General features: G+C 66.2%; 20 protein-coding genes and 2 tRNA genes. 15 read left to right on the plus strand and 7 right to left on the minus strand.

Annotated elements, in window-relative coordinates; translation table 11 throughout:
- Positions 1 to 64: 64 nt before the first annotated feature.
- Positions 65 to 973 (plus strand): DMT family transporter, encoded by a 909-nt coding sequence (locus U1738_RS17420; RefSeq protein ID WP_332790300.1) that lies wholly within the window; start codon positions 65 to 67, stop codon positions 971 to 973.
- A gap of 43 nt (positions 974 to 1,016) precedes the next feature.
- On the opposite strand, the gene U1738_RS17425 is transcribed toward U1738_RS17420, so the two are convergent.
- Positions 1,017 to 1,092 (minus strand) — tRNA-Ala (locus tag U1738_RS17425).
- Positions 1,093 to 1,200: 108 nt separating this feature from the next.
- Positions 1,201 to 1,518 (minus strand): TIGR02300 family protein, encoded by a 318-nt coding sequence (locus U1738_RS17430; protein WP_332790301.1) that lies wholly within the window; start codon positions 1,516 to 1,518, stop codon positions 1,201 to 1,203.
- 103 nt (positions 1,519 to 1,621) lie between these two features.
- On the opposite strand from U1738_RS17430, the gene aroA reads away from it, so the two are divergent.
- From aroA to U1738_RS17455, 5 genes are all read left to right on the plus strand, one after another.
- A complete protein-coding gene (gene aroA, locus U1738_RS17435) occupies positions 1,622 to 3,034 on the plus strand; it encodes a 3-phosphoshikimate 1-carboxyvinyltransferase (protein ID WP_443027043.1) in 1,413 nt (470 codons plus the stop codon).
- Positions 3,031 to 3,684 carry a (d)CMP kinase gene (gene cmk, locus U1738_RS17440; protein ID WP_332790302.1) on the plus strand — a complete coding sequence of 218 codons (654 nt, stop codon included), beginning with the start codon at positions 3,031 to 3,033 and terminating at the stop codon, positions 3,682 to 3,684. Before aroA ends, cmk begins: the two co-directional genes overlap by 4 nt.
- Before the next feature lie 267 nt (positions 3,685 to 3,951).
- Positions 3,952 to 5,682: a 30S ribosomal protein S1 gene (rpsA, locus tag U1738_RS17445; RefSeq protein ID WP_055781343.1), complete on the plus strand. Its 1,731-nt coding sequence runs from the start codon at positions 3,952 to 3,954 to the stop codon at positions 5,680 to 5,682.
- A 220-nt stretch (positions 5,683 to 5,902) separates the two neighbouring features.
- Positions 5,903 to 6,181 carry an integration host factor subunit beta gene (locus U1738_RS17450; RefSeq protein ID WP_055781347.1) on the plus strand — a complete coding sequence of 93 codons (279 nt, stop codon included), beginning with the start codon at positions 5,903 to 5,905 and terminating at the stop codon, positions 6,179 to 6,181.
- Positions 6,182 to 6,232: 51 nt separating this feature from the next.
- Positions 6,233 to 6,318: transfer RNA gene (locus U1738_RS17455), tRNA-Leu, on the plus strand.
- A 33-nt stretch (positions 6,319 to 6,351) separates the two neighbouring features.
- Here U1738_RS17455 and U1738_RS17460 read toward each other — a convergent pair.
- A complete protein-coding gene (locus U1738_RS17460; RefSeq protein ID WP_332790303.1) occupies positions 6,352 to 6,594 on the minus strand; it encodes a hypothetical protein in 243 nt (80 codons plus the stop codon).
- A complete protein-coding gene (locus U1738_RS17465) occupies positions 6,591 to 7,088 on the minus strand; it encodes an SAM-dependent methyltransferase (RefSeq protein WP_332790304.1) in 498 nt (165 codons plus the stop codon). The genes U1738_RS17460 and U1738_RS17465 overlap by 4 nt, the downstream gene beginning before the upstream one ends.
- A gap of 399 nt (positions 7,089 to 7,487) precedes the next feature.
- Here U1738_RS17465 and U1738_RS17470 point away from each other — a divergent pair, with 399 nt between their 5' ends.
- The 3 genes from U1738_RS17470 to U1738_RS17480 are packed head-to-tail and all read left to right on the plus strand — an operon-like array spanning position 7,488 to position 11,777.
- Complete coding sequence (locus U1738_RS17470; protein WP_332790360.1) at positions 7,488 to 9,239, plus strand: ABC transporter permease; 1,752 nt, start codon at positions 7,488 to 7,490, stop codon at positions 9,237 to 9,239.
- A gap of 16 nt (positions 9,240 to 9,255) precedes the next feature.
- Positions 9,256 to 10,575: an ABC transporter ATP-binding protein gene (locus U1738_RS17475; RefSeq protein WP_332790305.1), complete on the plus strand. Its 1,320-nt coding sequence runs from the start codon at positions 9,256 to 9,258 to the stop codon at positions 10,573 to 10,575.
- Positions 10,572 to 11,777, plus strand: coding sequence for a carbohydrate porin (locus U1738_RS17480; protein WP_332790306.1), 1,206 nt, complete (start codon positions 10,572 to 10,574; stop codon positions 11,775 to 11,777). Before U1738_RS17475 ends, U1738_RS17480 begins: the two co-directional genes overlap by 4 nt.
- A 6-nt stretch (positions 11,778 to 11,783) precedes the next feature.
- On the opposite strand, the gene U1738_RS17485 is transcribed toward U1738_RS17480, so the two are convergent.
- A complete protein-coding gene (locus U1738_RS17485) occupies positions 11,784 to 12,812 on the minus strand; it encodes an HlyD family secretion protein (protein ID WP_332790307.1) in 1,029 nt (342 codons plus the stop codon).
- Between the two features lie 171 nt (positions 12,813 to 12,983).
- Here U1738_RS17485 and U1738_RS17490 point away from each other — a divergent pair, with 171 nt between their 5' ends.
- From U1738_RS17490 to U1738_RS17510, 5 genes are all read left to right on the plus strand, one after another.
- Entirely contained in the window at positions 12,984 to 14,603 is a 1,620-nt protein-coding gene (locus U1738_RS17490; protein ID WP_332790308.1) for a DHA2 family efflux MFS transporter permease subunit, read from the plus strand.
- A gap of 13 nt (positions 14,604 to 14,616) precedes the next feature.
- Positions 14,617 to 16,053 carry an efflux transporter outer membrane subunit gene (locus tag U1738_RS17495; protein ID WP_332790309.1) on the plus strand — a complete coding sequence of 479 codons (1,437 nt, stop codon included), beginning with the start codon at positions 14,617 to 14,619 and terminating at the stop codon, positions 16,051 to 16,053.
- A 15-nt stretch (positions 16,054 to 16,068) separates the two neighbouring features.
- Positions 16,069 to 16,683, plus strand: coding sequence for a TetR/AcrR family transcriptional regulator (locus tag U1738_RS17500; protein WP_332790310.1), 615 nt, complete (start codon positions 16,069 to 16,071; stop codon positions 16,681 to 16,683).
- 67 nt (positions 16,684 to 16,750) lie between these two features.
- Positions 16,751 to 18,208, plus strand: a complete 1,458-nt coding sequence (locus U1738_RS17505) for an ABC transporter substrate-binding protein (RefSeq protein WP_332790311.1) — start codon at positions 16,751 to 16,753, stop codon at positions 18,206 to 18,208.
- 5 nt (positions 18,209 to 18,213) lie between these two features.
- Positions 18,214 to 18,645, plus strand: a complete 432-nt coding sequence (locus tag U1738_RS17510; RefSeq protein WP_443027044.1) for a DUF4112 domain-containing protein — start codon at positions 18,214 to 18,216, stop codon at positions 18,643 to 18,645.
- A 155-nt stretch (positions 18,646 to 18,800) separates the two neighbouring features.
- Here the strand turns inward: U1738_RS17510 and U1738_RS17515 are convergent, their stop codons facing one another.
- Together U1738_RS17515 and nadC are read right to left on the minus strand one after the other, a co-directional pair.
- Positions 18,801 to 19,508, minus strand: a complete 708-nt coding sequence (locus tag U1738_RS17515) for a ribonuclease T2 family protein (protein ID WP_332790312.1) — start codon at positions 19,506 to 19,508, stop codon at positions 18,801 to 18,803.
- The gene (gene nadC, locus U1738_RS17520) at positions 19,505 to 20,356 is read right to left on the minus strand and encodes a carboxylating nicotinate-nucleotide diphosphorylase (protein ID WP_332790313.1); all 852 of its coding nucleotides are present in this window, start codon (positions 20,354 to 20,356) and stop codon (positions 19,505 to 19,507) included. Before nadC ends, U1738_RS17515 begins: the two co-directional genes overlap by 4 nt.
- A 253-nt stretch (positions 20,357 to 20,609) precedes the next feature.
- Here nadC and U1738_RS17525 point away from each other — a divergent pair, with 253 nt between their 5' ends.
- Entirely contained in the window at positions 20,610 to 22,556 is a 1,947-nt protein-coding gene (locus tag U1738_RS17525; protein ID WP_332790314.1) for an ATP-binding protein, read from the plus strand.
- Positions 22,557 to 22,596 lie beyond the last annotated feature (40 nt).

Here is a 22,596-nt window from a genome sequence, read left to right on the forward strand (position 1 = left end):
AGGATCAGCGATTTCTGACGGCGAACGTCTCCCCCCGCCACAGTAGATGTGTAGAAGCGCTGCCATGGCCGCCACCTCTCCCGATCGAATCCTGCTTGCCGTGGGGCTGAGGCTGACGTCGGTCCTGCTGTTCGCGGGCATGAATACGCTGATCAAGCTGAGCGAAGCGGCCGGCGCGACGATCGGGGAAATCCTGTTCTTCCGCCAGGCCGGGGCCTCGGCGTTCATGGTGGTGGTGCTCGTCACGGGGCCGGGGCTGCGCTCCGTCGCGACGAAACGCCTACCTGCGCACATCCTGCGCATGGCGATGGGGCTGTGCGCGATGGCGCTGACCTTCGCCACGATCCTCGCGCTGCCGCTCGCCGAATCGACCACGATCGGCTTCACCATGCCGATCTTCGCCACAATCCTGGGCGCGCTGCTGCTGCGCGAACCGACCGGCTGGCATCGCTGGGCCGCGGTGGTGATGGGGTTCGCCGGCGTGCTGATCGTCGCGCAACCGGGCACCGGGCATTTTCCGTTGGTCGGCGCGCTGACGGGGCTGGGCGCGGCGTTGCTGACCGCCGGTGTCTCGATCCTGCTGCGCCAGATCTCGCGCACCGAAAGCATCACGACGACGGTGTTCTGGTTTTCGACGCTGTCGCTGGGGCCGCTCGGCATCGTCTACGTCTTCGCGATGCAGCCGCACGCGCCGCTGATCTGGTTGCTGCTCGCCGGTGTCGGGCTGATCGGCGGCGCGGCGCAACTGGCGATGACCGGTGCGTTGCGCTTCGGCCCGGTCTCGGTCGTCGTGCCGATGGATTATTCCAGCCTGTTATGGGCGACGCTCTCCGGCTGGGCGGTGTTCGGCGTGCTGCCGGATACCTGGACGTGGATCGGAGCACCGGTGATCATCGCCAGCGGCCTGTACATCGTTTGGCGCGAACACGTCCGCCGCCGCATCGACACCGATCAGGCGGTCGTCGAGGGCTGAGGCGGACCTAAGTTCGCCTGCTGGATCATTGATTTAGGGAAAATGGTGGAGCCGAGGGGGATCGAACCCCTGACCTTTCGCATGCCATGCGAACGCTCTCCCAGCTGAGCTACGGCCCCATCTCCCGGGCGGGTTGGCCCCGGGAAGGCGCTGCCCCTACCGAGGCGTCGCCTGCTTGGCAAGCGGCGTTGCGCGCCGCTTGCCAAAATAACTTGAGTTTCAGGAACTCAATGCTCGTCGTCTTCGACCGGCGCTTCCACGCCGATATCGTCGTCACCGCCGAGATCGACCTCGTCGTCGGGCGAGATTTCCTCGTCCTCACCGGTGTCGATATCCTCGTCGTCACCCGCCAGATCGTCATCCTTCTTGACCAGATCGGGCTTGGCCTGCTCGAACGGCAGCGGCTGCTTGGACTTGAGAATCGGCTCGGGCGACCAGGTCGATCCGCATTCGATGCACGTGACCGGCTCGTCCTTGCCCAGATCGTAGAAGCGCGTTGCGCATTTCGGGCACGTTCTCTTCGTGCCCCATTCGGCCTTGACCATAGCCTTGGTTGAACCTTTCGAATTTCGGAGTTTGCGGGATATGCCCAGCAAAGTGGGGCGCGCCTTGCCATAGCACAAGCGCACTGTCAAAAGCCCGGCGCTCATGTCGCACCCTGATCCCCATAATGCTCCGGCACCCCGCCAGATCCACGCCTCCGGCCCGTTGCGCGGCTCCGTCGCCGTGCCCGGCGACAAATCGATCAGCCATCGTTCGCTGATGCTTTCCGCGCTGGCGGTCGGCGAAAGCCGCATCGAGGGCCTGCTGGAGGGCGAGGACGTGCTTGCCACCGCCGCCGCCCTTCGCGCCATGGGCGCGACGATCATCAAGGAAACCGTCGCCGAAGGCGACGGTGGGCGCGCGATGGGGGCGACGATCACGCGGCACGAGGACGGCATCTGGACCGTCAACGGCGTCGGAGTCGGCGGGCTGATGCAACCGGCGGGCGCGCTGGAGATGGGCAATTCCGGCACATCGACTCGCCTGCTGATGGGGCTGGTGGCGAGCCACGCCATCACCGCCACCTTCACCGGCGACGCTTCTCTCTCGGGCCGGCCGATGGCACGCGTGATCGATCCGCTGTCGCAGATGGGCGCGGACATCACCGCCAGCCCGGGTGGCCGCCTGCCGCTGATGGTGCGGGGCATGAACCCGGCGATTCCGATCACCTACACCCTGCCCGTCGCCTCCGCGCAGGTGAAGTCGGCGATATTGCTCGCCGGGCTCAACACGCCGGGCATCACCCGCGTGATCGAGCCGGTCGCCACGCGCGATCACAGCGAACGGATGCTGGCCGGATTCGGCGCGGACCTGACCGTCGAGGAAACTCCCGAGGGCCGCGTGATCTCGCTGGTCGGCGAGGCCGAACTGAAGCCGCAGCAGATCGTCGTGCCGGGCGACCCCTCCTCCGCCGCCTTCCTGGTCGTCGCGGCGACGATCGTGCCGGGATCTGACGTGGTGGTGATGAATGTCGGGCTGAACCCGACGCGCGCCGGCATCTTCACGGCGCTGCGCATGATGGGCGCGGACATCACCGAACTGGATCCGCGCACCGTCGGTGGCGAGCCCGTCGCCGATCTGCGCGTGCGCCATGCGAAGCTCACTGCGATCGAAGTGCCGCCCGATCTGGCTCCGAGCATGATCGACGAATATCCCATCCTGTTCGTCGCCGCGGCCTGCGCCGAGGGTACGACCATAGCGCGCGGTGCGCACGAATTGCGCGTCAAGGAATCGGACCGGATCGCGGCGATGGCCGCGGCATTGGGCGCGATCGGCGTGCGCACCGAGGAATTCGAGGATGGCCTGGCGATCCACGGCTCGGGCGGCACCGCCCTGCCCGGCGGCGGCACGATCGCCACCAGGCTCGACCATCGCATCGCGATGAGCCTGTCGGTCGCCGCTCTGGTGTCGGCCACGCCGGTGACGATCGACGATGCCTCGCCGATCGCGACGAGTTATCCTATGTTCTTCGCCTCGCTCGACGCGCTCAGGGGAACGAACGACGTGGCTGCCGCATGATCATCGCCGTCGATGGACCCGCCGCCTCGGGCAAGGGCACGATCGCGCGCGCTTTGTCGCGGCATTACGCGCTGCCGTATCTCGACACCGGCCTGCTCTACCGCGCGGTCGCCGAGAATGTCCGCCGGATGGAATTGAACCCGGAGATCGAGGCGGACGCGGTCGCCGCGTGCAATTTCGATGATGCCCTGCTCGAAGACGCCGTGCTGCGGACGGACGAGGTCGGCAAGCTCGCGTCAATAGTGTCGGTGCATCCGTTGGTCCGCGCGACCCTGTTCCATCGCCAGCGGCGCTTCGCCAACCAGCCGGGCGGCGCGGTGCTCGACGGGCGCGATATCGGCACGGTGATCGCGCCGGAGGCCGACGCCAAATTGTTCATCCGCGCGACCCCGACGATCCGCGCCAAGCGTCGCCATGCCGAACTGCGCGAGAACGGATCGACCGTCAGCCTGGACAAGGTGCTGGCCGACATCCGCGCTCGCGACCTGCGCGATTCGACCCGCAGCGCCGCCCCATTGGTGGCGGCGAACGACGCGGCCTTGCTCGACACCAGCTTCCTGTCGATCGAGGCGAGCCTGCAGCGCGCGATCGAACTGGTCGACCGGCAGATTAGATTGAAAGCCGAGAAGGCCGCCTACAAACCCGGCTAACGCATAAGGCGGCTGCCAATCATGGCCGCCATCTTGCCTTTTGCCCGCCTTTGCGCTAGGGGCGCGTCCGTCCGGCGGGCTATGCTCTCGGAGGAAGGCGCGGATGGCATGTCCATCGCGCCCTTTTCGCTTCCAAGACGCGCAAGAGACTCCTCCTTCACTGCCCGAACGGATGCCGCGACCGGCATTCGGCCGCCGTGGCGTTTTGGCCAAGACCATCGGACACAACCGATTGGCCGGAAACAGACTTTAGGACGACCCATCTTTATGGCCACTCAGGCACATCCCACCCGTGACGATTTCGCAGCCATGCTCGATGAGCAGTTCGGCGGCGCCGACAGCTTCGAAGGCCGCGTCGTCAAGGGCACCGTTACCGGAATTGAAAACGACCTCGCCGTCATCGACGTCGGCCTGAAGTCGGAAGGCCGCGTGCCGCTGCGTGAATTCGCCGCGCCGGGCCAGAAGGCCGATCTGAAGATCGGTGACGAAGTCGAAGTCTATGTCGATCGCGTCGAGAACGTGCACGGCGAAGCGATGCTGTCGCGCGATCGCGCCCGTCGCGAAGCCGCATGGGACAAGCTGGAAACCGAATTCGCCAAGACGGCGCGTGTCGAAGGCACGATCTTCGGCCGTGTGAAGGGTGGCTTCACCGTCGACCTGAACGGTGCCGTGGCGTTCCTGCCCGGCTCGCAGGTCGATATCCGCCCGGTCCGCGACGTGACCCCGCTGATGGACATCCCGCAGCCGTTCCAGATCCTGAAGATGGACCGCAAGCGCGGCAACATCGTCGTTTCGCGCCGCGCGATCCTCGAAGAAACCCGCGCCGAGCAGCGTTCGGGCCTGATCCTCAGCCTTGCTGAAGGCCAGATCATCGACGGCGTCGTCAAGAATATCACCGATTACGGTGCGTTCGTCGACCTGGGCGGCATCGACGGCCTGCTGCACGTCACCGATCTCAGCTACAAGCGCGTCGGCCATCCGAGCGAAGTGCTGAACATCGGCGACGTCGTGAAGGTGCAGATCATCCGCATCAACAAGGACACGCAGCGCATCAGCCTCGGCATGAAGCAGCTCGAGAGCGATCCGTGGGATGGCGCGATGGCGAAGTACCCGATCGGCGCCAAGCTGTCGGGCCGCGTCACGAACATCACCGAATATGGTGCGTTCGTCGAGCTGGAAGCCGGCATCGAGGGCCTCGTCCACGTTTCGGAAATGAGCTGGACCAAGAAGAACGTCCATCCGGGCAAGATCGTTTCGACTTCGCAGGAAGTCGAAGTCATCGTTCTCGAAGTCGATTCGGAAAAGCGCCGCATCTCGCTCGGCCTCAAGCAGGCTCAGTCCAACCCGTGGGAGGCCTTCCTGGAAGCGCATCCGATCGGTTCGACCGTCGAAGGCGAAGTCAAGAACGCGACCGAATTCGGCCTGTTCATCGGCCTCGACAACGATGTCGACGGCATGGTCCACATGTCCGACATCGCCTGGGGCGTTTCGGGCGAGGACGCGCTCAACCTGCATCGCAAGGGTGAGACCGTTCAGGCCATCGTGCTCGACATCGATGCCGAAAAGGAGCGCATCTCGCTCGGCATGAAGCAGCTCGAGCGTGGCGCGCCGGCAGCCGGCGGCGTCGCCGCAGGCGGCACGGCAGCAGCGGGTTCGGGTCTCAACAAGAACCAGATCGTCACGGTCACCGTTCTGGAGGTCCGCGATGCGGGTCTCGAAGTGCAGGTCGGCGACGACGGCGCGACGGGCTTCATCAAGCGCACCGATCTCGGCCGCGACCGCGACGAGCAGCGTCCGGAGCGTTTCCAGGTCGCACAGAAGTTCGACGCGATGGTCACCGGCTTCGACCGGTCCAAGAAGCCGACCTTCTCGATCAAGGCGATGCAGATCTCCGAAGAGAAGCAGGCCGTTGCGCAATATGGTTCGTCCGATTCGGGCGCATCGCTGGGCGACATCCTGGGTGCCGCACTGAAGGCACAGAACGAAGACAAGAAGTAAGCGGTGTTCGGCGGGAGGGGTTTAGGCCTCTCCCGCCGCCCGACTTGCCCATCTACTTTTGATCCGGGCATAATTTTGTCCGCAAGCGTTGCATCTTTTCTGGCGGATTGAGCCAGATCAAGTTATGTCCAGTTCGACATCCACTCCGGATGACCGATTCTCGTTTCGGCCATGGCGATTTCAGGCGCCGGTCGAGACGGCCTTTTGGGGGGCCGCCGCCATGATCCGTTCCGAACTCGTCGATATGCTCGCCGCCGAAAATCCGGACCTGTCGGTTCGCGACATCGAAGCGATCGTCGGCACCTTCTTCGATGAAATCACCAAGCGACTGGCACAGGACGGCCGCGTCGAACTGCGCGGTTTCGGGGCCTTCTCCACCCGCGCCCGCGACGCTCGCACCGGCCGCAACCCGCGCACCGGCGAAACCGTCGATGTCGATGCCAAGCGCGTGCCCTATTTCAAGCCCGGCAAGGAAATGCGCGCCCGTTTGAACGTCTGACCGCACTGACCGGTTGACGCGCCAAGGCGCTCACGCCACGAGGTTCGGCACGCGGACGTGGCGAAATTGGTAGACGCACGGGACTTAAAATCCCTCGCCCTTTGGGTGTGCGGGTTCGAGTCCCGCCGTCCGCACCACCATCGAAAATGGATTAAGGCAACAACGCAGCGCTAGCGCCGCCGGCGCCGGTCGCGGATCGTCTGCGCGAGCGCACGATGGCGGCCCCGCTCGACGCGCAAGGCGGCGGGCACGCGTCGGCCCTGCACGATCAGGACGAGGCCGAAAAGCGCGAGACCGAAGGCCGGCAAGCCCAAAACCGCCTCCTCGCCTGGCCGGATGGTCAGGCCGAGTGCAATGGCGGTGGCGAACGCACCGACGCCGATGCCGCGCCACGCGAAATCCCGACGCGTCATGCCACCACCACCGGGTCTGCGATCAGCCTGTGCCCGGCGCAAGCCACCGCCTGCACCTCCTCCGCGCTGCACCCGGCACAGCCGTGCCACATCACGATATCCGCAGGAAAATCGGCTTCCTCGTCCAGCGCGCGAACCAGGTCGCCTTTCTCGAACGTGATGCCGATCGCCGCATCGTGCAGCACCATCGCCGAGGCGCGCGCCCGTCCGACCAGCGCGGGAGTATCGTCGATGCCGCGCGCCTCGATCGCGGTGAACCCCAATGCGCGAGCGTATCGCACCGCGCACAACAGCAGCGCCCCTGAGCCGCAATCGGCATCCACGATCCGCACGCTGCAACGCCGGGCCGCGCGCAGCGACACGAGCGCCGCAGCGACTTCCGGCCAGCGACGGTCGCGACAGCGAGGCCGCGCCCTGGCCGAAGCAACGCGTCGCGGGCGGATCGCCCGGCGCAGCAACGGCCCTGCGATGCAATGCTCGGCGACATGGGTCATGTTCGAAATGTCCTGAAAGCAATCGGATCAGGCGGCTGCGCGATGGCGCACGGCCGGCTCCTGATGCACGGAAATCCACCACAACCGAACGCTGCGGTGATCCTGCTTGCCGCGATATAGGGCTGGCCTGAATTAAGATTCGAGAGCGATTTGCGGGCCGCCGCATATAGGCCGCGTTAAGCTCTGCTTCGCCTCTGCTCGGACCCGATTGACAATGTTGCGGTGCGGGAGCAATCGCCCCGCGTCGGCCGAATCGCCGACGATCAGGATCGAACAAAAATGCCAAGCGACAGTAGTCGAACGAACGCGCCGTCGGAGGCGCCCGGCCGAGCCTGATCCTGTCAGTCTCGCCCCGGGTGGTCGTCGACGGCCGCCCGATGAGGTGAGACAATGCGTGAAATGCCCCCGATTGCCCGTGGCGTGCGGCCCTTTTCGCGTACATGGCGCGCGACAGCCTCAGGGTCGGGGCCGAGCTGGGCCGATGCCATCGCCTTCCTGCTGCTGGCGGGTCTTGCCGTGCTCGTCGCGCGCGGCGCGGCGGGCGTGGCCCAGCCGCTGTCCGAGCTTCGCCTCGATCCGATCGCGCTCGATCCGTGGAACCTGCCGGCCTATGCGCTGCGCACCACGCTCCGGATGTTCGCCGCGCTCGGCGCGGCGCTGGTCTTCACCTTCGTCGTCGCCACGCTCGCGGCCAAGAGCAAGCGCGCGGAAATGGTCATCGTGCCCGCGCTCGACATCCTGCAGTCGGTGCCGATCCTCGGCTTCCTGACGTTCACCGTCACCTTCTTCATGGGCCTGTTTCCGGGTCAGCAATTGGGCGTCGAACTGGCGGCGATCTTCGCGATCTTCACCAGCCAGGCCTGGAACATGGCGTTCAGCTTCTACCAATCGCTCCGTTCGGTGCCGGGCGACTTGGAGGAAGTGTCGCGAGGTTTCGCACTGTCGCCGTGGCGGCGCTTCATCCGGCTGGAACTGCCCTTCGCCACGCCATCGCTGGTTTGGAATGCGATGATGTCGATGTCGGGCGGGTGGTTCTTCATCGTCGCGGCGGAGGCGATCAGCGTCGGCAATACGCGGATCATGCTGCCGGGTATCGGATCCTGGCTCGCGCTGGCGATCGATCGCCAGGATTTCCGCGCCGTCGGCTGGGCGGTCGGCGCGATGGCGGTGGTGATCCTGCTCTACGACCAGTTCGTGTTTCGACCGGTCGTGGCCTGGGCCGATCGCTTCCGTTTCGAACAGACCGCGTCGCAGGACGGCCCGAAAAGCTGGGCCTATGACCTGTTTCGCCGCACGAAATTGCTACCCGTTTTGTTCGCGCCGCTGACCGGCCTGGGGCGATTGATGATGGCGATCGACCGACGGCCGGCGCGCGCCGCGAAGGCCCGGCGGGACACCGCACCGAATCCGCTCGGCCGAATCCTCTGGCTGGCGATCGTCGCGGCCACGTTGCTCGGCGCGGCGTGGCTGGTGATCGATTATATCGCATCCCATCTCGCCTGGGGCGATGCGTTCGTCGCCTTTGGCTTGGGCTGCATCACGATGCTGCGCGTCCTCGTGCTGATCGCGGTGGCGAGCCTGATCTGGGTGCCGATCGGTGTCTGGATCGGCCTGCGTCCGCGCTGGGCCGAACGGCTCCAGCCGGTCGCGCAATTCCTCGCCGCCTTCCCGGCCAACGTGCTGTTCCCGTTCGCAGTGATCGCGATCGTCCATTGGCGGCTCGATCCCGATATCTGGCTGTCGCCGCTGATGGTGCTCGGCACGCAATGGTACATTCTGTTCAACGTGATCGCCGGTGCCAGCGCGATCCCGAACGATCTGCGCGAGGCCGCCGGCATGTTCGGAATGGGCCGCTGGCAATGGTGGCGCACGCTGATCATCCCCGGCATCTTTCCGTATTACGTCACCGGGGCGCTCACCGCCTCGGGCGGATCGTGGAATGCCAGCATCGTCGCGGAGGCGGTGTCCTGGGGCAGCGAACATCTCGAGGCGCATGGCCTCGGCACGTACATCGCCAAGGCCACCACCGCCGGTGATTTCCCGCGCGTGACTTTGGGCATCGCGGTGATGTCGATCTTCGTGATCGGCTTCAATCGCCTGCTGTGGCGCCCGCTCTACGCTTATGCCGACCGCCGGCTGCGCCTCGCCTGACAGAAGGAAACGGATCATGGCCAAGACCCTTGCCCGCCCCACCATTTCGCCCACGCTCGTCAAGGTCGAACACCTCACCCACCGCTATGGCAAGGCCGGCGGCGGCGGGTTGCTGGTGCTGGACGATGTCGATCTGACCCTACGCGAGAACGAGATCGTCGGGCTGCTCGGTCGCTCCGGCTCGGGCAAATCGACGTTGCTGCGATCGATCGCCGGGCTGATCCGCGCCGACGAGGGCAACATCGATTTCGTCGCCGACGACACCGGCGCCGCGCCGACCGTCAGCATGGTGTTCCAGACCTTCGCATTGTTCCCGTGGCTGACCGTGTTGCAGAACGTCGAACTCGGCCTGGAGGCACAGCGCGTGCCCGCCGACGAACGGCGGACCCGCGCGCTCGCCGCGATCGATCTGATCGGGCTGGACGGTTTCGAAAACGCATATCCGAAGGAATTGTCCGGCGGCATGCGCCAGCGCGTCGGCCTCGCGCGCGCGATCGTCGTCAATCCGTCGCTGCTGCTGATGGATGAACCGTTCTCGGCGCTCGACGTGCTGACCGCCGAAACCCTGCGCACCGATCTGCTCGATCTGTGGGCGGAGGGGCGGATGCCGATCAAGTCGATCCTGATCGTCACGCACAATATCGAGGAAGCGGTGCTGATGTGCGACCGCATCCTCGTCTTCTCGTCCAATCCCGGCCGCGTCGCCGCCGAGATCAAGGTCGATCTGCCGCAACCGCGCGACCGGCTCGACCCGCCGTTCCGCGCATTGGTCGATGATATCTACGCGCGGATGACCGCACGTGCCGCGCCCGAACCCGCCCGCGACGGTGTGTTCCCCGGCACCGGCATCCAGATGGTGCTGCCGCGCGTCTCGACCAATTCGCTCGCCGGGTTGATCGAGGAGGTCGATGCCAGCCCATTCGATGGCCGCGCCGCGATGGCCGATCTGGCCGATCAGCTCCAATTGGAGATCGACGATCTCTTCCCGATGGCGGAAACGCTGCAATTGCTGCGCTTCGCCGATCTGCAGGGCGCCGACATCCAGCTGACGCCGATCGCCCGCCGCTATGCCCAGGCCGATGTCGACACGCGCAAGGCGATGTTCGCTCAGGCCCTGCTCGCGCACGTGCCGCTCGCCCAGCACATCAAGCGCATCCTTGACGAACGCGCCGGCCACGTCGCCCCGGCACGCCGTTTCCGCGACGAACTCGAAGATCATATGTCGCCCGATTATGCCGAGGAGACGCTGCGCACCGTGACGCTCTGGGGCCGCTATGCCGAGGTCTTCGCATATGACGAGGATGACGATCGCTTCTCGCTGGAAGACGCCGTGTGATCCGCTGGATCTTCGTCGTCGCCCTGTTCCTGCTGGCGCGTCCGGCATGGGCGCAGGACGAGCGGCCGACCGGCTATCCGCGCTCGGCGAATGAAGGCTCGACCCGGCCCGTCTCGCTCTCCGGCGTCTATACCGCCGATGTCCGCAGCGACATCGGCGGCGGCATCGCCCGTGGCACGCGCTATCTCGACAATCTCGATTTGCAGATCGCGGTCGATGCCGACCGGCTGGTTGGATGGCATGGCGCGCGGCTGTTCGCCTATGCGATCTATAATAACGGCCGGAATTTCTCGTCCGATCTCGTCGGCGATGCCCAGGGCGTATCCAACATCGAAACCGGCGTGCGGGCGCTGCGCCTGTTCGAGGCCTGGGTGGAACAGGATGTCGGGCGCAACGCATCGCTCAAGGCCGGGCTCTACAATCTCAACTCGGAATTCGACACGACTCAGAGCGGCGGGTTCTTCCTGATCTCGTCGCACGGTATCGGGCCGGATTTCTCGCAAAGCGGACGCAACGGCCCGTCGATCTTTCCGGTAACCTCGCTGGCGGTGCGCGCGGAGGGGAAGCTCGGCACGCACTGGCTGGCGCGGGTTGCGGTGCTCGATGGCGTGCCCGGCGACCCGGCGCACCCCGCCACGACCGCGATCAAGCTATCGGCCCGCGACGGCGCACTCGTCGTCGGAGAGGTGAACTATCTGAGCGGCGGCATGAAGGCGGCGATCGGCGCGTGGGGCTACACCGCGCGTTTCGACGCGATCCCGCTCGGCGACGCATCCTCGTCCGGCCGCGGCAATGCCGGGGCTTATGTCTTCGCCGAATACCGGTTGAAAGGCACGCGCGCAGACGATGCGGACGGTTTGGCCGGGTGGCTGCGCTTCGGCATTGCGGACACGCGCTATAATCCGATCGCACGATATCTGGGCGGCGGGCTCGTTTATTCGGGCACCTTCAAGGGCCGAAAGGACGATCAGATCGGCCTGTCCTTTGCGGCCGCCAGCTTCGGCAACCGCTATCGCCGCTCGCAGGCGTTGGCCGGCAAGTCGATCGGGGGACGCGAAATCGTGATCGAGGCAGGCTATCTTGCGGTGCTGGCACCCTGGCTGCGCGTGCAGCCGGACGTGCAATACGTCATCCGTCCCGGCGGCGATACGAGTTTGGGCAATGCGGTCGTCGTCGGATTCAGGCTCAAGGTCGGGCAATAAGCCCGCTCAGCGAAGGCGGACCTTAGCCGTCACCGACAAGCCGGGGCGCAAGCGATCGACCGCCGATTGGTTCGGATCGAACAGGATGCGCACCGGCACGCGCTGCACGATCTTGGTGAAATTGCCCGTGCCGGGCTCAAACGGCAGCAAGGAAAAACTCGCGCCCGATCCCGGGGCGAAGCTTTCGACCTTGCCAGTCAGATGCCCGCTGTCGAGCGCATCCACGTCAATCGTGACGGGCTGTCCCGGCAGCATCCGCGCGGTCTGCGTCTCCTTGAAATTCGCCGTCACATACAGAGCGTGCAGCGGTACGAGCGTCAGCAACCGCGTTCCGGCCTGAACGTAATCGCCCACCCGCACCTGGCGGTTGCCGACCGTACCGTCGATCGGCGCGACGATCACCGCGTGGCGGCGATCCTGACGCGCGAGATCGAGCGCCGCGCGCGCCTGCAGGACCTTGGCCTGCGCCGTCGCGAGCGTGGCGATCAGGCCGGCCCGCCTGGCGCTGGTAACCCCGGCAGTCTCCTGCGACACGGCGAGCAAGGCGCGGGCCTTGGCCGCCTCCTGCTGCGCCGTCACCGCCGCCGCACCGTAGCTATCGGCATCGCGCTTCGCGACCGCGCCGCCCGCGACCAGCGCCTCGTACCGCCGCCGATCCGCGCCGGCGAGGTCGGACCGTGCCTCCGCCGAGCGGATCGAGGTGCGTGCCGCGACGATGTTCGCGCCCGCCAGCCGTTCTTCCGCGGAAAGGCTGACCAACGCCGCGCGCGCCGCCGCGACACTCGCATCGGCATCGGCCAGCGCCCCCTCGGCCACGGCGACCTTGGCGTCGAATTCCTCCGGATCGATCTGCGCGAGCGGCTGTCCGGCGCGGACCAACTGGTTGTCACGCACATACACCCGCTCCACCAACCCCCGAACCTTCGGCGCGACCGATGTGGCATCCGCACTGACATAGGCATCGTCGGTGGATGCCACGCTGGGGGCGGACGTGATCCACGCCGCCCCGCCTAACGCGATCATTATCGCGGCCACCGACACGAGAGCGGTGCGGCGCGAAGGCAGTGGAAAGCGACGGCGTGCCGATGGAGCGTCGCTTTCGGAAAAGGTCGAACCCGTCACCGCATCCATCCAACGAAACTCCGTCTTGCCAATCTTATATTAGGCTTGTAATATTATGTTCATAATATCGCAAGGGCGTTTGGGATGGCGACATCAATATTCGGTGGAGGGTTCGGCCGAGCGCAGAAGGCGCGCGAGCGTCCCGACCCGGTGTCCTTGCCGACGTCGCGCAAGTTCCTGATCTTCGGTGTGTTGGCATTCGGCCAGTTCATGGCGTTGCTCGACATCCAGATCGTCGCCGCGTCCCTGAACGACATTCAGGCTGGCCTATCTGCGGGGCCGGACGAGATCAGTTGGGTGCAGACCGCCTATCTGATGGCAGAGCTGGTCATGATCCCCTTTTCGGCGTTCCTCGCCCAGGCCATGTCGACCCGCTGGCTGTTCGCCACCTCGGCGGCCTTGTTCACCCTCTCCAGCGTTGCGTGCGGCCTCGCCTGGAATATCGAATCGATGATCGCCTTTCGCGCGATTCAGGGGTTCGTCGGCGGCGCGATGGTGCCGAGCGTCTTCGCGGTCGGCTTCACCATTTTCGAGGGCAAGCAGCGCGCGTTGATTCCGGCGATCCTCGGCATGGTCTCGGTTCTCGCGCCCACCCTTGGGCCAACCGTCGGCGGGATCATTACCGAGACGATCGACTGGCGCTGGATCTTCTTCATCAACGTGGTGCCGGGCCTCGCCGTCACCTTGCTGACGATCAAGCTCGTCGATGTCGATCAGGCCGATACCAGCATGTTCGGCAAGATCGACTGGTCACACCTGATCGCGATGGCCGTCGCCCTCGCCTGCCTGCAATACGTGCTGGAAGAAGGCCCGCGGAAGGACTGGTTCGGCGATCCGCACATCGTGATGGCGACATGGTTTTCGATCGTCGGCTTCGCATTGTTCCTCGAACGATCCTTCTATTCGAAAAACCCGATCGTGCGGCTCAGCCCGTTCCGCAACCGCACCTTCGCCATCGCCTGCCTCTTCAATCTGGTGATCGGCTTCGGTATCTATGCCTCGACCTATCTGCTGCCAGTATTTCTTGGCCGCGTACGCGGGTTCAACAGTCTGGAGATCGGCACCACCGTATTCGTCGTGGGCTGCGGGCAATTGGTCAGCACCGTCATAGCCGCCCGCCTGTCGAACAGCGTGGATCGCCGCATCCTGATCGCGATCGGGCTCAGCGGCTTCGCTTTCAGCCTGTACCTCACGTCGCATCTCGCCTCGAACTGGGGGTTTGCCGAACTGTTTATACCGCAGACGATGCGCGGTCTCTTCATCATGCTGTGCATCGTCCCGAGCGTGAACATGGCGCTGTCCGGCTTTGCCGGTCAGGAACTGCGCTCCGCCTCCGGCCTGTTCAACCTGATGCGCAATCTCGGTGGCGCGATCGGCATCGCCACGGTCAACACCTGGCTGCAGGACAACAGCCGTATCCAGGCACTGCGCTTCGGCGAGGCGCTGGGTGCGAACGGTCGATCCGCGCAGGAAGCGACCCAGCAACTCGCGCAGCGCATCGCATCGGTCACGCCGGATCCCGATCGCGCGATGCTGATGGCGCAGGGGCTGATCGGCCGGATCGTCGGGCGCGAGGCGCTGACCATCGCGTTCGACGACGTGTTTCGCGTGATGGCGATCATGTTCGTCGCGGCCTTGGTGTTCGTGCCGTTCTGCAAATCGCAATTTCCCGGCGCGACCGTGTCGCCCGCCGACGCCCATTGAGAGGATGGTCCGCATGCGCCTGAAGATATTGCTCCTCGCCGCCGGCACGCTGGCCGGTTGCACGATGGGCCCCGATTACCATCCGCCGGAAATCGGTCTGACGCCGGGCTATATGTCGGCCGCCGGCATTGCCGCCGAGCGTGAGAACGCAAGCTGGTGGAGCGGTTTCGACGATCCGATCCTGGTCGATCTGGTCGCGCGCGCCACTGCCGGCAATCTCGACATCGCGCAGGCGGAGGCGCGCATCACCCAGGCGCGCGCGGTGGCACGGGCCGCCGGCGCGGCCCTGCTACCCAGCGTGGATGCCGCGGGCAGCGTCGTCTCCGCCAGCCAATCGCGCGAGACGCCGGTCGGCAAGATCACCCAGGCCTTCGGTCAGCCGCGCGGCAACACCCAATATGCCGTCGGCGCCGAAGCCTCTTGGGAGATCGACCTGTTTGGCGGACTGCGACGCGGGCGCGAGGCGGCGCGCGCCGATCTCGGGTCCGCCGAAGCGCAGGCGGCCGGCGTCCGCATCGCGATCGCGGCCGAGACGGCGGATGCCTATGTCGCGCTGCGCGGATTGCAGGCGCGTCTCGCGGTCGCCGAACGACAGCGAACAATCCAGGCGCAACTGGTCGATCTGATCCGCCAGCGCGTCGATCAGGGCCTGTCCGCCAATCGCGAACTGAACCGCGCGACCGGCGCGCTGGAGGGCGTGCGCGCGTCCCTGCCGCCGCTCCGGGCCGGTGTCGCGGCGCAACTCAACCGCATCGACGTGCTGGTCGGCGAGCAACCCGGCACCAATCGGGCCCTGCTGATCGCCGAAAGCGCCGTGCCGACCGCCCCGGCCCCCGAGGGCAGCGGCGCACCGACCGAATTGCTGCGCCGCCGCCCCGATATCGTCGCCGCGGAACGCCGCCTTGCCGCCGCCAACGCGCGAATCGGCGTTTCGATCGCGGACTATTACCCGCATCTCTCGCTGTCCGGCTTGTTGGGCGTCGCGAGCCTCGGCACCGGCACATTGTTCACCGGCAACGCGGTGCAAGCGTCCGGCGGCGCAGGGCTGCGTTGGCGACTGTTCGATTTCGGCCGCGTCGATGCCGAAGTGGCGCAGGCCAGGGGCGCACAGGCCGAGGCGCTGGCGGCATGGCGCGGATCGGTGCTGAAGGCGGCGGAAGATGTCGAGACGGCTTTGTCCCGCCTGTCCGAAGCGCATGTCGAACGCGGCGATCTGGCGCGGCAGATCGCCGCGCTGACCAAGGCGCGCGCCCAGGCCGACCAAGCTTATGCCGGGGGCGTGGTGGCGTTGATCGAGGTGATCGATGCCGATCGCGAGTTGCTCGCCGCGTCGGATCGCCAGGCGAGCGTACAAACCGAGGAGGCGCGCGCGGCGATCGCGGCATACCGCGCGCTCGGCGGGGGCTGGCACATCGGCGACACGGCGCTTGCATCCAATCCCGCCCGGTAGGAATTGAGAGAGGACATGACCACGTTAGCTATCGCCCCCAATCGCACGCAGGAGAAAAAAGCGGCGAGCCGCGAGCGCATCCTGAAGGAGGCCGCCGCCGCGATCCGGCTGGACGGCACCGAGCGAGTCAGCGTGCAAAGCGTGATGAAGCGGGCCGGGATGACCGTCGGCGGCTTCTACGCCCATTTCGAATCGAAGGACGACCTGCTAGCCCAGGCGATCGCCGAGATGTTCGCCGAACGCTATGCCTGGTTCCTCGCGCGGCTGGACGGCCCGGACCCGGCCGGGACGCTCAGCCGGTTCGTCGATAATTATCTCTCGATGCGACACCGCGAGGCGGTGGAGCATGGCTGCCCCATCCCCGCTTTGTCCGGAGAGATCGGACGCTTGCCCGATGCGGTGCGCGTGCAATTCGTCATCGGCATGGATCGGCTGACGGATGCGGTCGATCAATTGCTGTGCCGCCTGTCGCACCCGAATCCTCAGGCAGCAGCCAGTTCGGCGGTCGCGGAGATGACCGGCGCGATCGGCCTGGCGCGGGTCCAGCCCGATCCGGAAAAGGCCGCAGCGCTGTTGCTGGCCTCGCGCATAAGGGTGCGCGATCGGTTGGGGCTCGGCGCGGCGGATTAGGGTGGGGATCAGCCCGGCCGAACTTCCCCGGTAGCGCCCCGCGCCCGCGAATGGCAGAACGGGGCCCATGAACGTCCGCTTTGCCTTCCTCATCGCCGCGCTTCTGATGACGGCGGCGTGCGACAAGCGCCGCGATGCCGGGCGCGTCGTGGTCAGTGCGATCGGTGGCGATCTGGCGATCGGCGATCCTTCGCGCACGCCGCAAGGTTTCGCCGCACGGGTGATGATGGACTCCACCGCACAGGGCCTGGTGCGGTTCGATGCCAGCGGGCAGATCGAACCGGGCATCGCCGAACGCTGGATCGTGATCGACGACGGCATGAGCTATATCTTCCGTTTGCGCGATGCGGAATGGAGCAATGGCGACCCCGTCACGGCGTCGGAAGTGGTCGCGGTGCTGCGTCGGCAGATCGCCGACCGCTCGCGCAATCCGCTGGCCCCGTTCCTCAGCGCGATCGACGAGATCGTCGAGATGACGCCCGAGGTGATCGAGGTGCGCCTGAAGCGCCCCCGCCCCGATCTGCTCAAATTGTTCGCGCAACCCGAACTGGCCGTGTTCCGGACCAAGCCGTTCGGCGGCAGCGGCCCGATGCGCATCGTCAACCGGACGCGCGGCATGGCATTGCTGCGCCCGGCGATCGATCCGGCGCGCTCGCCCGACGACGTCGCCGATCCCACGCCCGAGGATGAGGTGCGGCTGATCGGCGAACGCGCGGCCCGCGCCATCGCGCGGTTCGCGGCGGGCGATTCGGATCTCGTCACCGGCGGCACCTTCGCCGATTGGCCGCTGATCGGTAGCGCGACGATCGCGCCCGCCAATCGCAGGATCGATCCGGCGGCGGGCCTGTTCGGGCTGGCGATCGTCAACCGCACCGGCTTCCTTGCCGATCCCCGCACCCGCATGGCGATCTCGGGCGCGCTGGATCGTCAGTCGATCGTCGGCACCTTCCTGCCGGAATGGACCCCGGCGGCGCAGCTGCTGCCCGAACAACTCGATTCCGCCACCGTCCCCGTGGTGCCGGACTGGAGCGCGGTGGCGCAGGACGACCGGTTGCAGGCGGTTCGCGCGCTGGTCGGTACGTGGCGATCGGCGCATCCCGGCCCGCTCACGCTCCGCCTGGCGCTGCCCGCCGGGCCGGGTGCGACGATATTGTACGGCCTGATCGGCGCGAGTTTCGGTACGATGGGCATCCGGGTGCAACGCGTCGGCCTGGATGACGAAGCCGAGCTGCGCCTGATCGACTCGGTCGCGCCGTACGACAGCGCGCGCTGGTATCTCGCCACCGCCTGCGCACCGTGCGGCGAGCAGGCGATGGCGGCGGTCGATGCCGCCCGCGATGCCCCGGACATGGCGTCGCGCGCGCAGCGGATCGCCGAGGCCGACATCGCGCTCGCCGCCGATGCCGCATACATTCCGATTGCACGGCCGCTGCGCTGGTCGCTCGTCGCGGTGCGGCTCAAGCAATGGGAGCCGAACGCGCGTGCATGGCACCCGTTGAATCATCTGCGCGCCGCCCCCAATTGACACTCATGGCCAACACCACGCGCATCGATAACGATCCCATCCGCCGCATGGCGGGCATGCTGCCCTTGGGCACCGACGCCGCCGCGATCCGGCAGCGCGTGGTGGCGATGGAGCATCTGCTGGAGGGATTGTTCACCATCCCGGGTACCAACCGCAAGGTCGGGCTGGACGTGCTGATCGGGATCGTTCCGGTCGCCGGCGACGTGATCGCCGCCGCGATGGGATCATGGCTGGTGTGGGAAGCACGCAACCTCGGCATGTCGAAGCTGCAGATGGCGCGGATGTTCGGCAATGTCGGCACCGATTTCCTGCTCGGTCTGATCCCGATCATCGGCGTCGTGCCGGACTTCTTCTTCCGATCGAACACGCGCAATCTGCGCATCATCAAGAAGCATCTCGACAAGCATCACCCGTCCACGGCGACGGTCGAGGGGTAAGGATACCCCGTTCCTTCCTCCTCTTCCCCGGCGAAGGCCGGGGTCCAGTCGGGAGACGGAAATAATCGGACGCAGCGCTAAGTAACTGGGACCGTCGCGACTGGACCCCGGCCTCCGCCGGGGAAGCATGGGTATTCAATCGGGAGCGCTACTCCTCAACGCCGCCCGCGCCAGATCTTGAGGTCTGCACTTGCCGGCAAGCCGCCCGAATTCGGCCGGCAGCGTTCGTAATTATACGCCTTGTCCAGGCACAGCCAAATCTCGTCCAGCCAGCCCTGCTTCGTCGCCGTCACGCGGATCGACGTCACCGGCAGGCCCGGATTGACCTTCGCGAACGCGGCCGAGAAATCGCCGACCGTCAGGGCCCCGCGCGACAGACCGTCCATGTCGGGATAGCGCAGCCCTGCAAACAGACGAGTCGAACTGCGGAAATAGGCGGCCGGCGTCGTGCCCATGCAGGTGCCGTGCTTGGCCCATTCGTGCTGAATCAACTGCGGCGACGGCGTCAAGCACAGCGTGTCGCGGATCACCTTTTTCGGTACGATCGGCGTGGCGGCGCAATATTGCGGCCAATCCTTGCCCACGCCGTCCGGCCACAGGCCGTGCAACGTGAAGCCGAAGCGATTGCCGCCGCCGCACTGGAAACGTGCCGAGCGATCGTCTTTGTGCGCGCGGCAATATCCCGGTGCCCAAGTGATCGCGAGCGTATAGCTGCCGATCGGCAACACGCGCTTCGGCTGGTCGGCCGACGGCAGATCGGCGCGCGGCGTCGGCACATTGCCGGGAATGGCGCATTGATAGGCCTGGGCCTGTGCCACGCCGGGCAGGCCGAGCGCGACGAGGGCGAGAAGCTTCAGGTTCATGCGGGCATCTCCTTGAAATCCAGGCCGATATCGGCGGCGGGCGCGGACTGCGTCAACCGGCCGACGCTGACATAGGTCACGCCGGTTTCGGCGAGCGCGCGGATCGTATCCAGCCGCACGCCGCCCGACGCCTCGGTCGGCACGCGTCCGCCGACCAATGTCACCGCGCCGCGCAGGGTGGGCGCATCCATATTGTCGAGCAGCAGATGAGTCGCGCCCGCCGCCAGCGCGGGTTCGATCTGGTCGACCCGGTCGACCTCGACGATGATGCTGGCGATCCCCGCTGCCTTCGCGCGCGCTACGGCCGGACCGACACCGCCGGCCACGGCGACATGATTGTCCTTGATCATCGCCGCATCCCACAGGCCCATGCGATGATTGGTGGCACCACCCATCTTCGTCGCATATTTCTCCAGCCGACGCAGGCCGGGGATGGTCTTGCGCGTATCGAGCAGGGTCGTGCCGGTGCCGACGATCTTGTCGACATAGCTTCGCGTCATCGTGGCGATACCGGACAGATGCTGCACCGTGTTCAGCGCCGAGCGCTCCGCCGTCAGCATCGCCCGCGCCGAGCCTTCGAGGCGCATCAGATCGGTGCCGGCGGGCACCCGCTGCCCATCCGTGACCAGCATCTCGATCCTGACATCCGGATCGAGCGCGCGAAAGAATGCCTCGGCGATGCCCAGACCGGCAACGACGATCGCATCGCGGCTGTCCATCACGCCGCTGAAACGCGCCTCGGCCGGAATGACTGCGGCGGAGGTAATGTCGCCCCCCTCCCCCAGATCCTCGGCCAGCGTCGTGCGGACGAACGATTCGAGATCGAAACCGGGCAGATCGAAGCTCATGCCTGCCCCCCGAAAGTCACGAAAGTCACACGATATCGGGCTTGGAACGCCCTCGCGCGAAACATTTGCAGGGTCGGTTGCAGGCATAGGCCCGGATGCGATCGGCTGAGCATGATCGCCCTGTGGCATGGATCGGGGTTTGTAGGACAGTGGGTATGGGACGGGACGACATGGATAAGGGCGGCGGGGGCAGCCCCGTCGATACCAATCCATATCTTTGCACGAGTCGCACCAGGGTGTACAACGCCGGTCGATGACGGGGAAAGAGGGCGAGATCGCGGCTGCGGGAGAGCGCAAGACCGCCTGGCGTACCATCATGCTGATCGTGATGGCGGTGCTGGGTGCGGTCGTGCTCGTCGGCCTGACCTTCACGCTGGGCGAGGCCAATCGCCAGCGTGATCGTGCGCTGCGCCTGCAATCGCACAGCTACGAGGTGATGATCCTCGCGCGCACCTTCTCCAGCACGATTGCGCGGTCCGAGGCATCGCTCGGCCGCTACGTGATCAGCACCGACAAGCAACTCGGGCGGCTCTATTCGGACGATTGGAAGATCGCGGGGCAACAGATCGAGCGGCTCGACCAGGTCACGCGCGACAATGCGGGGCAGAACCGGCTGATCACCCGGCTGCGCAGTGCCTACAACACGCGCGGCGAGGAATTGTCGGATACCGCGCTCAGCACGAATTACGGCAAGAACGACATGGCGCTGAAGCGCTATTACAAGGTACGCGGTTCCGTTTCGCTGCGCCAGATCAACGATCTGCTGGACGAGATCATCGCGCACGAACGCGCCCTGCTCGATGCGCGCACCAGCAATGCGATGAAATCGGCGGATCGCTCCAACCGTTCGGCGGCGGTGCTGGCGGTATTCGGCATGCTCATCGTGATCGGCGCGATCGTGCTCGGCTGGCTGACGGTCAAGGCGCTCGGCGAGCGCGCCAGCGCGCGGGCCGAGGCGGAGCAGCAGCGCGAGCGGGCGATGGAACTGGAGTTCGCGGTCGAACATGCGACGAGCGAACTGAAGAAGCAGGAAGGCAAATTGCGGCAGGTTCAGAAGATGGAGGCGGTGGGCCAGCTGACCGGCGGGATCGCGCATGATTTCAACAATATGCTGGCAGTTGTCGTCGGCGGTTTGGAGCTTGCCAAGCGTAGTTTGGAGAAAGATAGCGACGCGACGCCGCGTCATATCGACAATGCGATGGAAGGCGCCAACCGCGCCGCCGCGCTGACGCGGCAATTGCTCGCCTTCAGCCGCGAGGAAACGCTGCGGGTCGAGCCGATCGCGGCGGGCGAACTGATCGCCGGCATGTCCGACCTGCTCGATCGCACCTTGGGCGACGCGATCACGGTCGAGGCGCGCGACAAGGGCAAGAACTGGCTGACCTGCGCCGATCGGCATCAACTCGAAAACGTCGTCCTCAACCTTGCCGTCAACGCCCGCGATGCGATGGACGGGCGCGGGCAGATGACGATCGTCACCGCGGGCACGCATCTCGCCGAACACGCCGTCGGCCGCTGCCCGGCGGGCCAATACGTCACCATCGCCGTCACCGATACCGGCCACGGCATGACGCCCGAAGTGATGGAACGTGTGTTCGAACCTTTCTTCACCACCAAACCCATCGGCCAAGGCACCGGCCTAGGACTCAGCCAGATCTTCGCCTTCGTGCGCCAGGCGAACGGCGAGATCGGGCTTCAGTCCAAGCCCGGCAAGGGCACCACGGTGACGCTCTATCTGCCGCGCCACATCGCGGACGCGCCGGCCAAGTCGGCCCGCCCCGCGCCGCTGCCGGACATCGGGCCGACCGCTTCACTCGACATTCTGGTGGTCGAGGACGATCCGCGCGTGCTGACCGCGACGATCGGCGCGCTGGAGGATCTCGGCCATCGTCCGATCCCGTGCAGCGATCCCCGCGCCGCGCCGGCGATGCTGGCCAAGGCAGGCTCCGTCGATCTGATCGTGTCCGACGTGCTGATGCCGGGCCAGACAGGTCCGGAACTGATCGCCGAACTCACCGCCGATTATCCGCACATCGCGGTGTTGTTCGTCACCGGCTATGCCGGCGAAGCAGGTGGCGAGGCGGAATTCGGCGGGCATCATGTGCTGCGCAAGCCGTTCACGATCGCCGGCCTGGAACGTGCGGTGGGCGCGGCGATGGCGGCGGAGCGGCCGGCACCGCAGAGTATCGCGGCGGAGTGACGTCGGCGATGGTCTCCGAATAATTCCATTCCGTCATCCT

The organism is Parasphingomonas caseinilytica (assembly GCF_036663755.1).
GTDB lineage: Bacteria > Pseudomonadota > Alphaproteobacteria > Sphingomonadales > Sphingomonadaceae > Sphingomonas.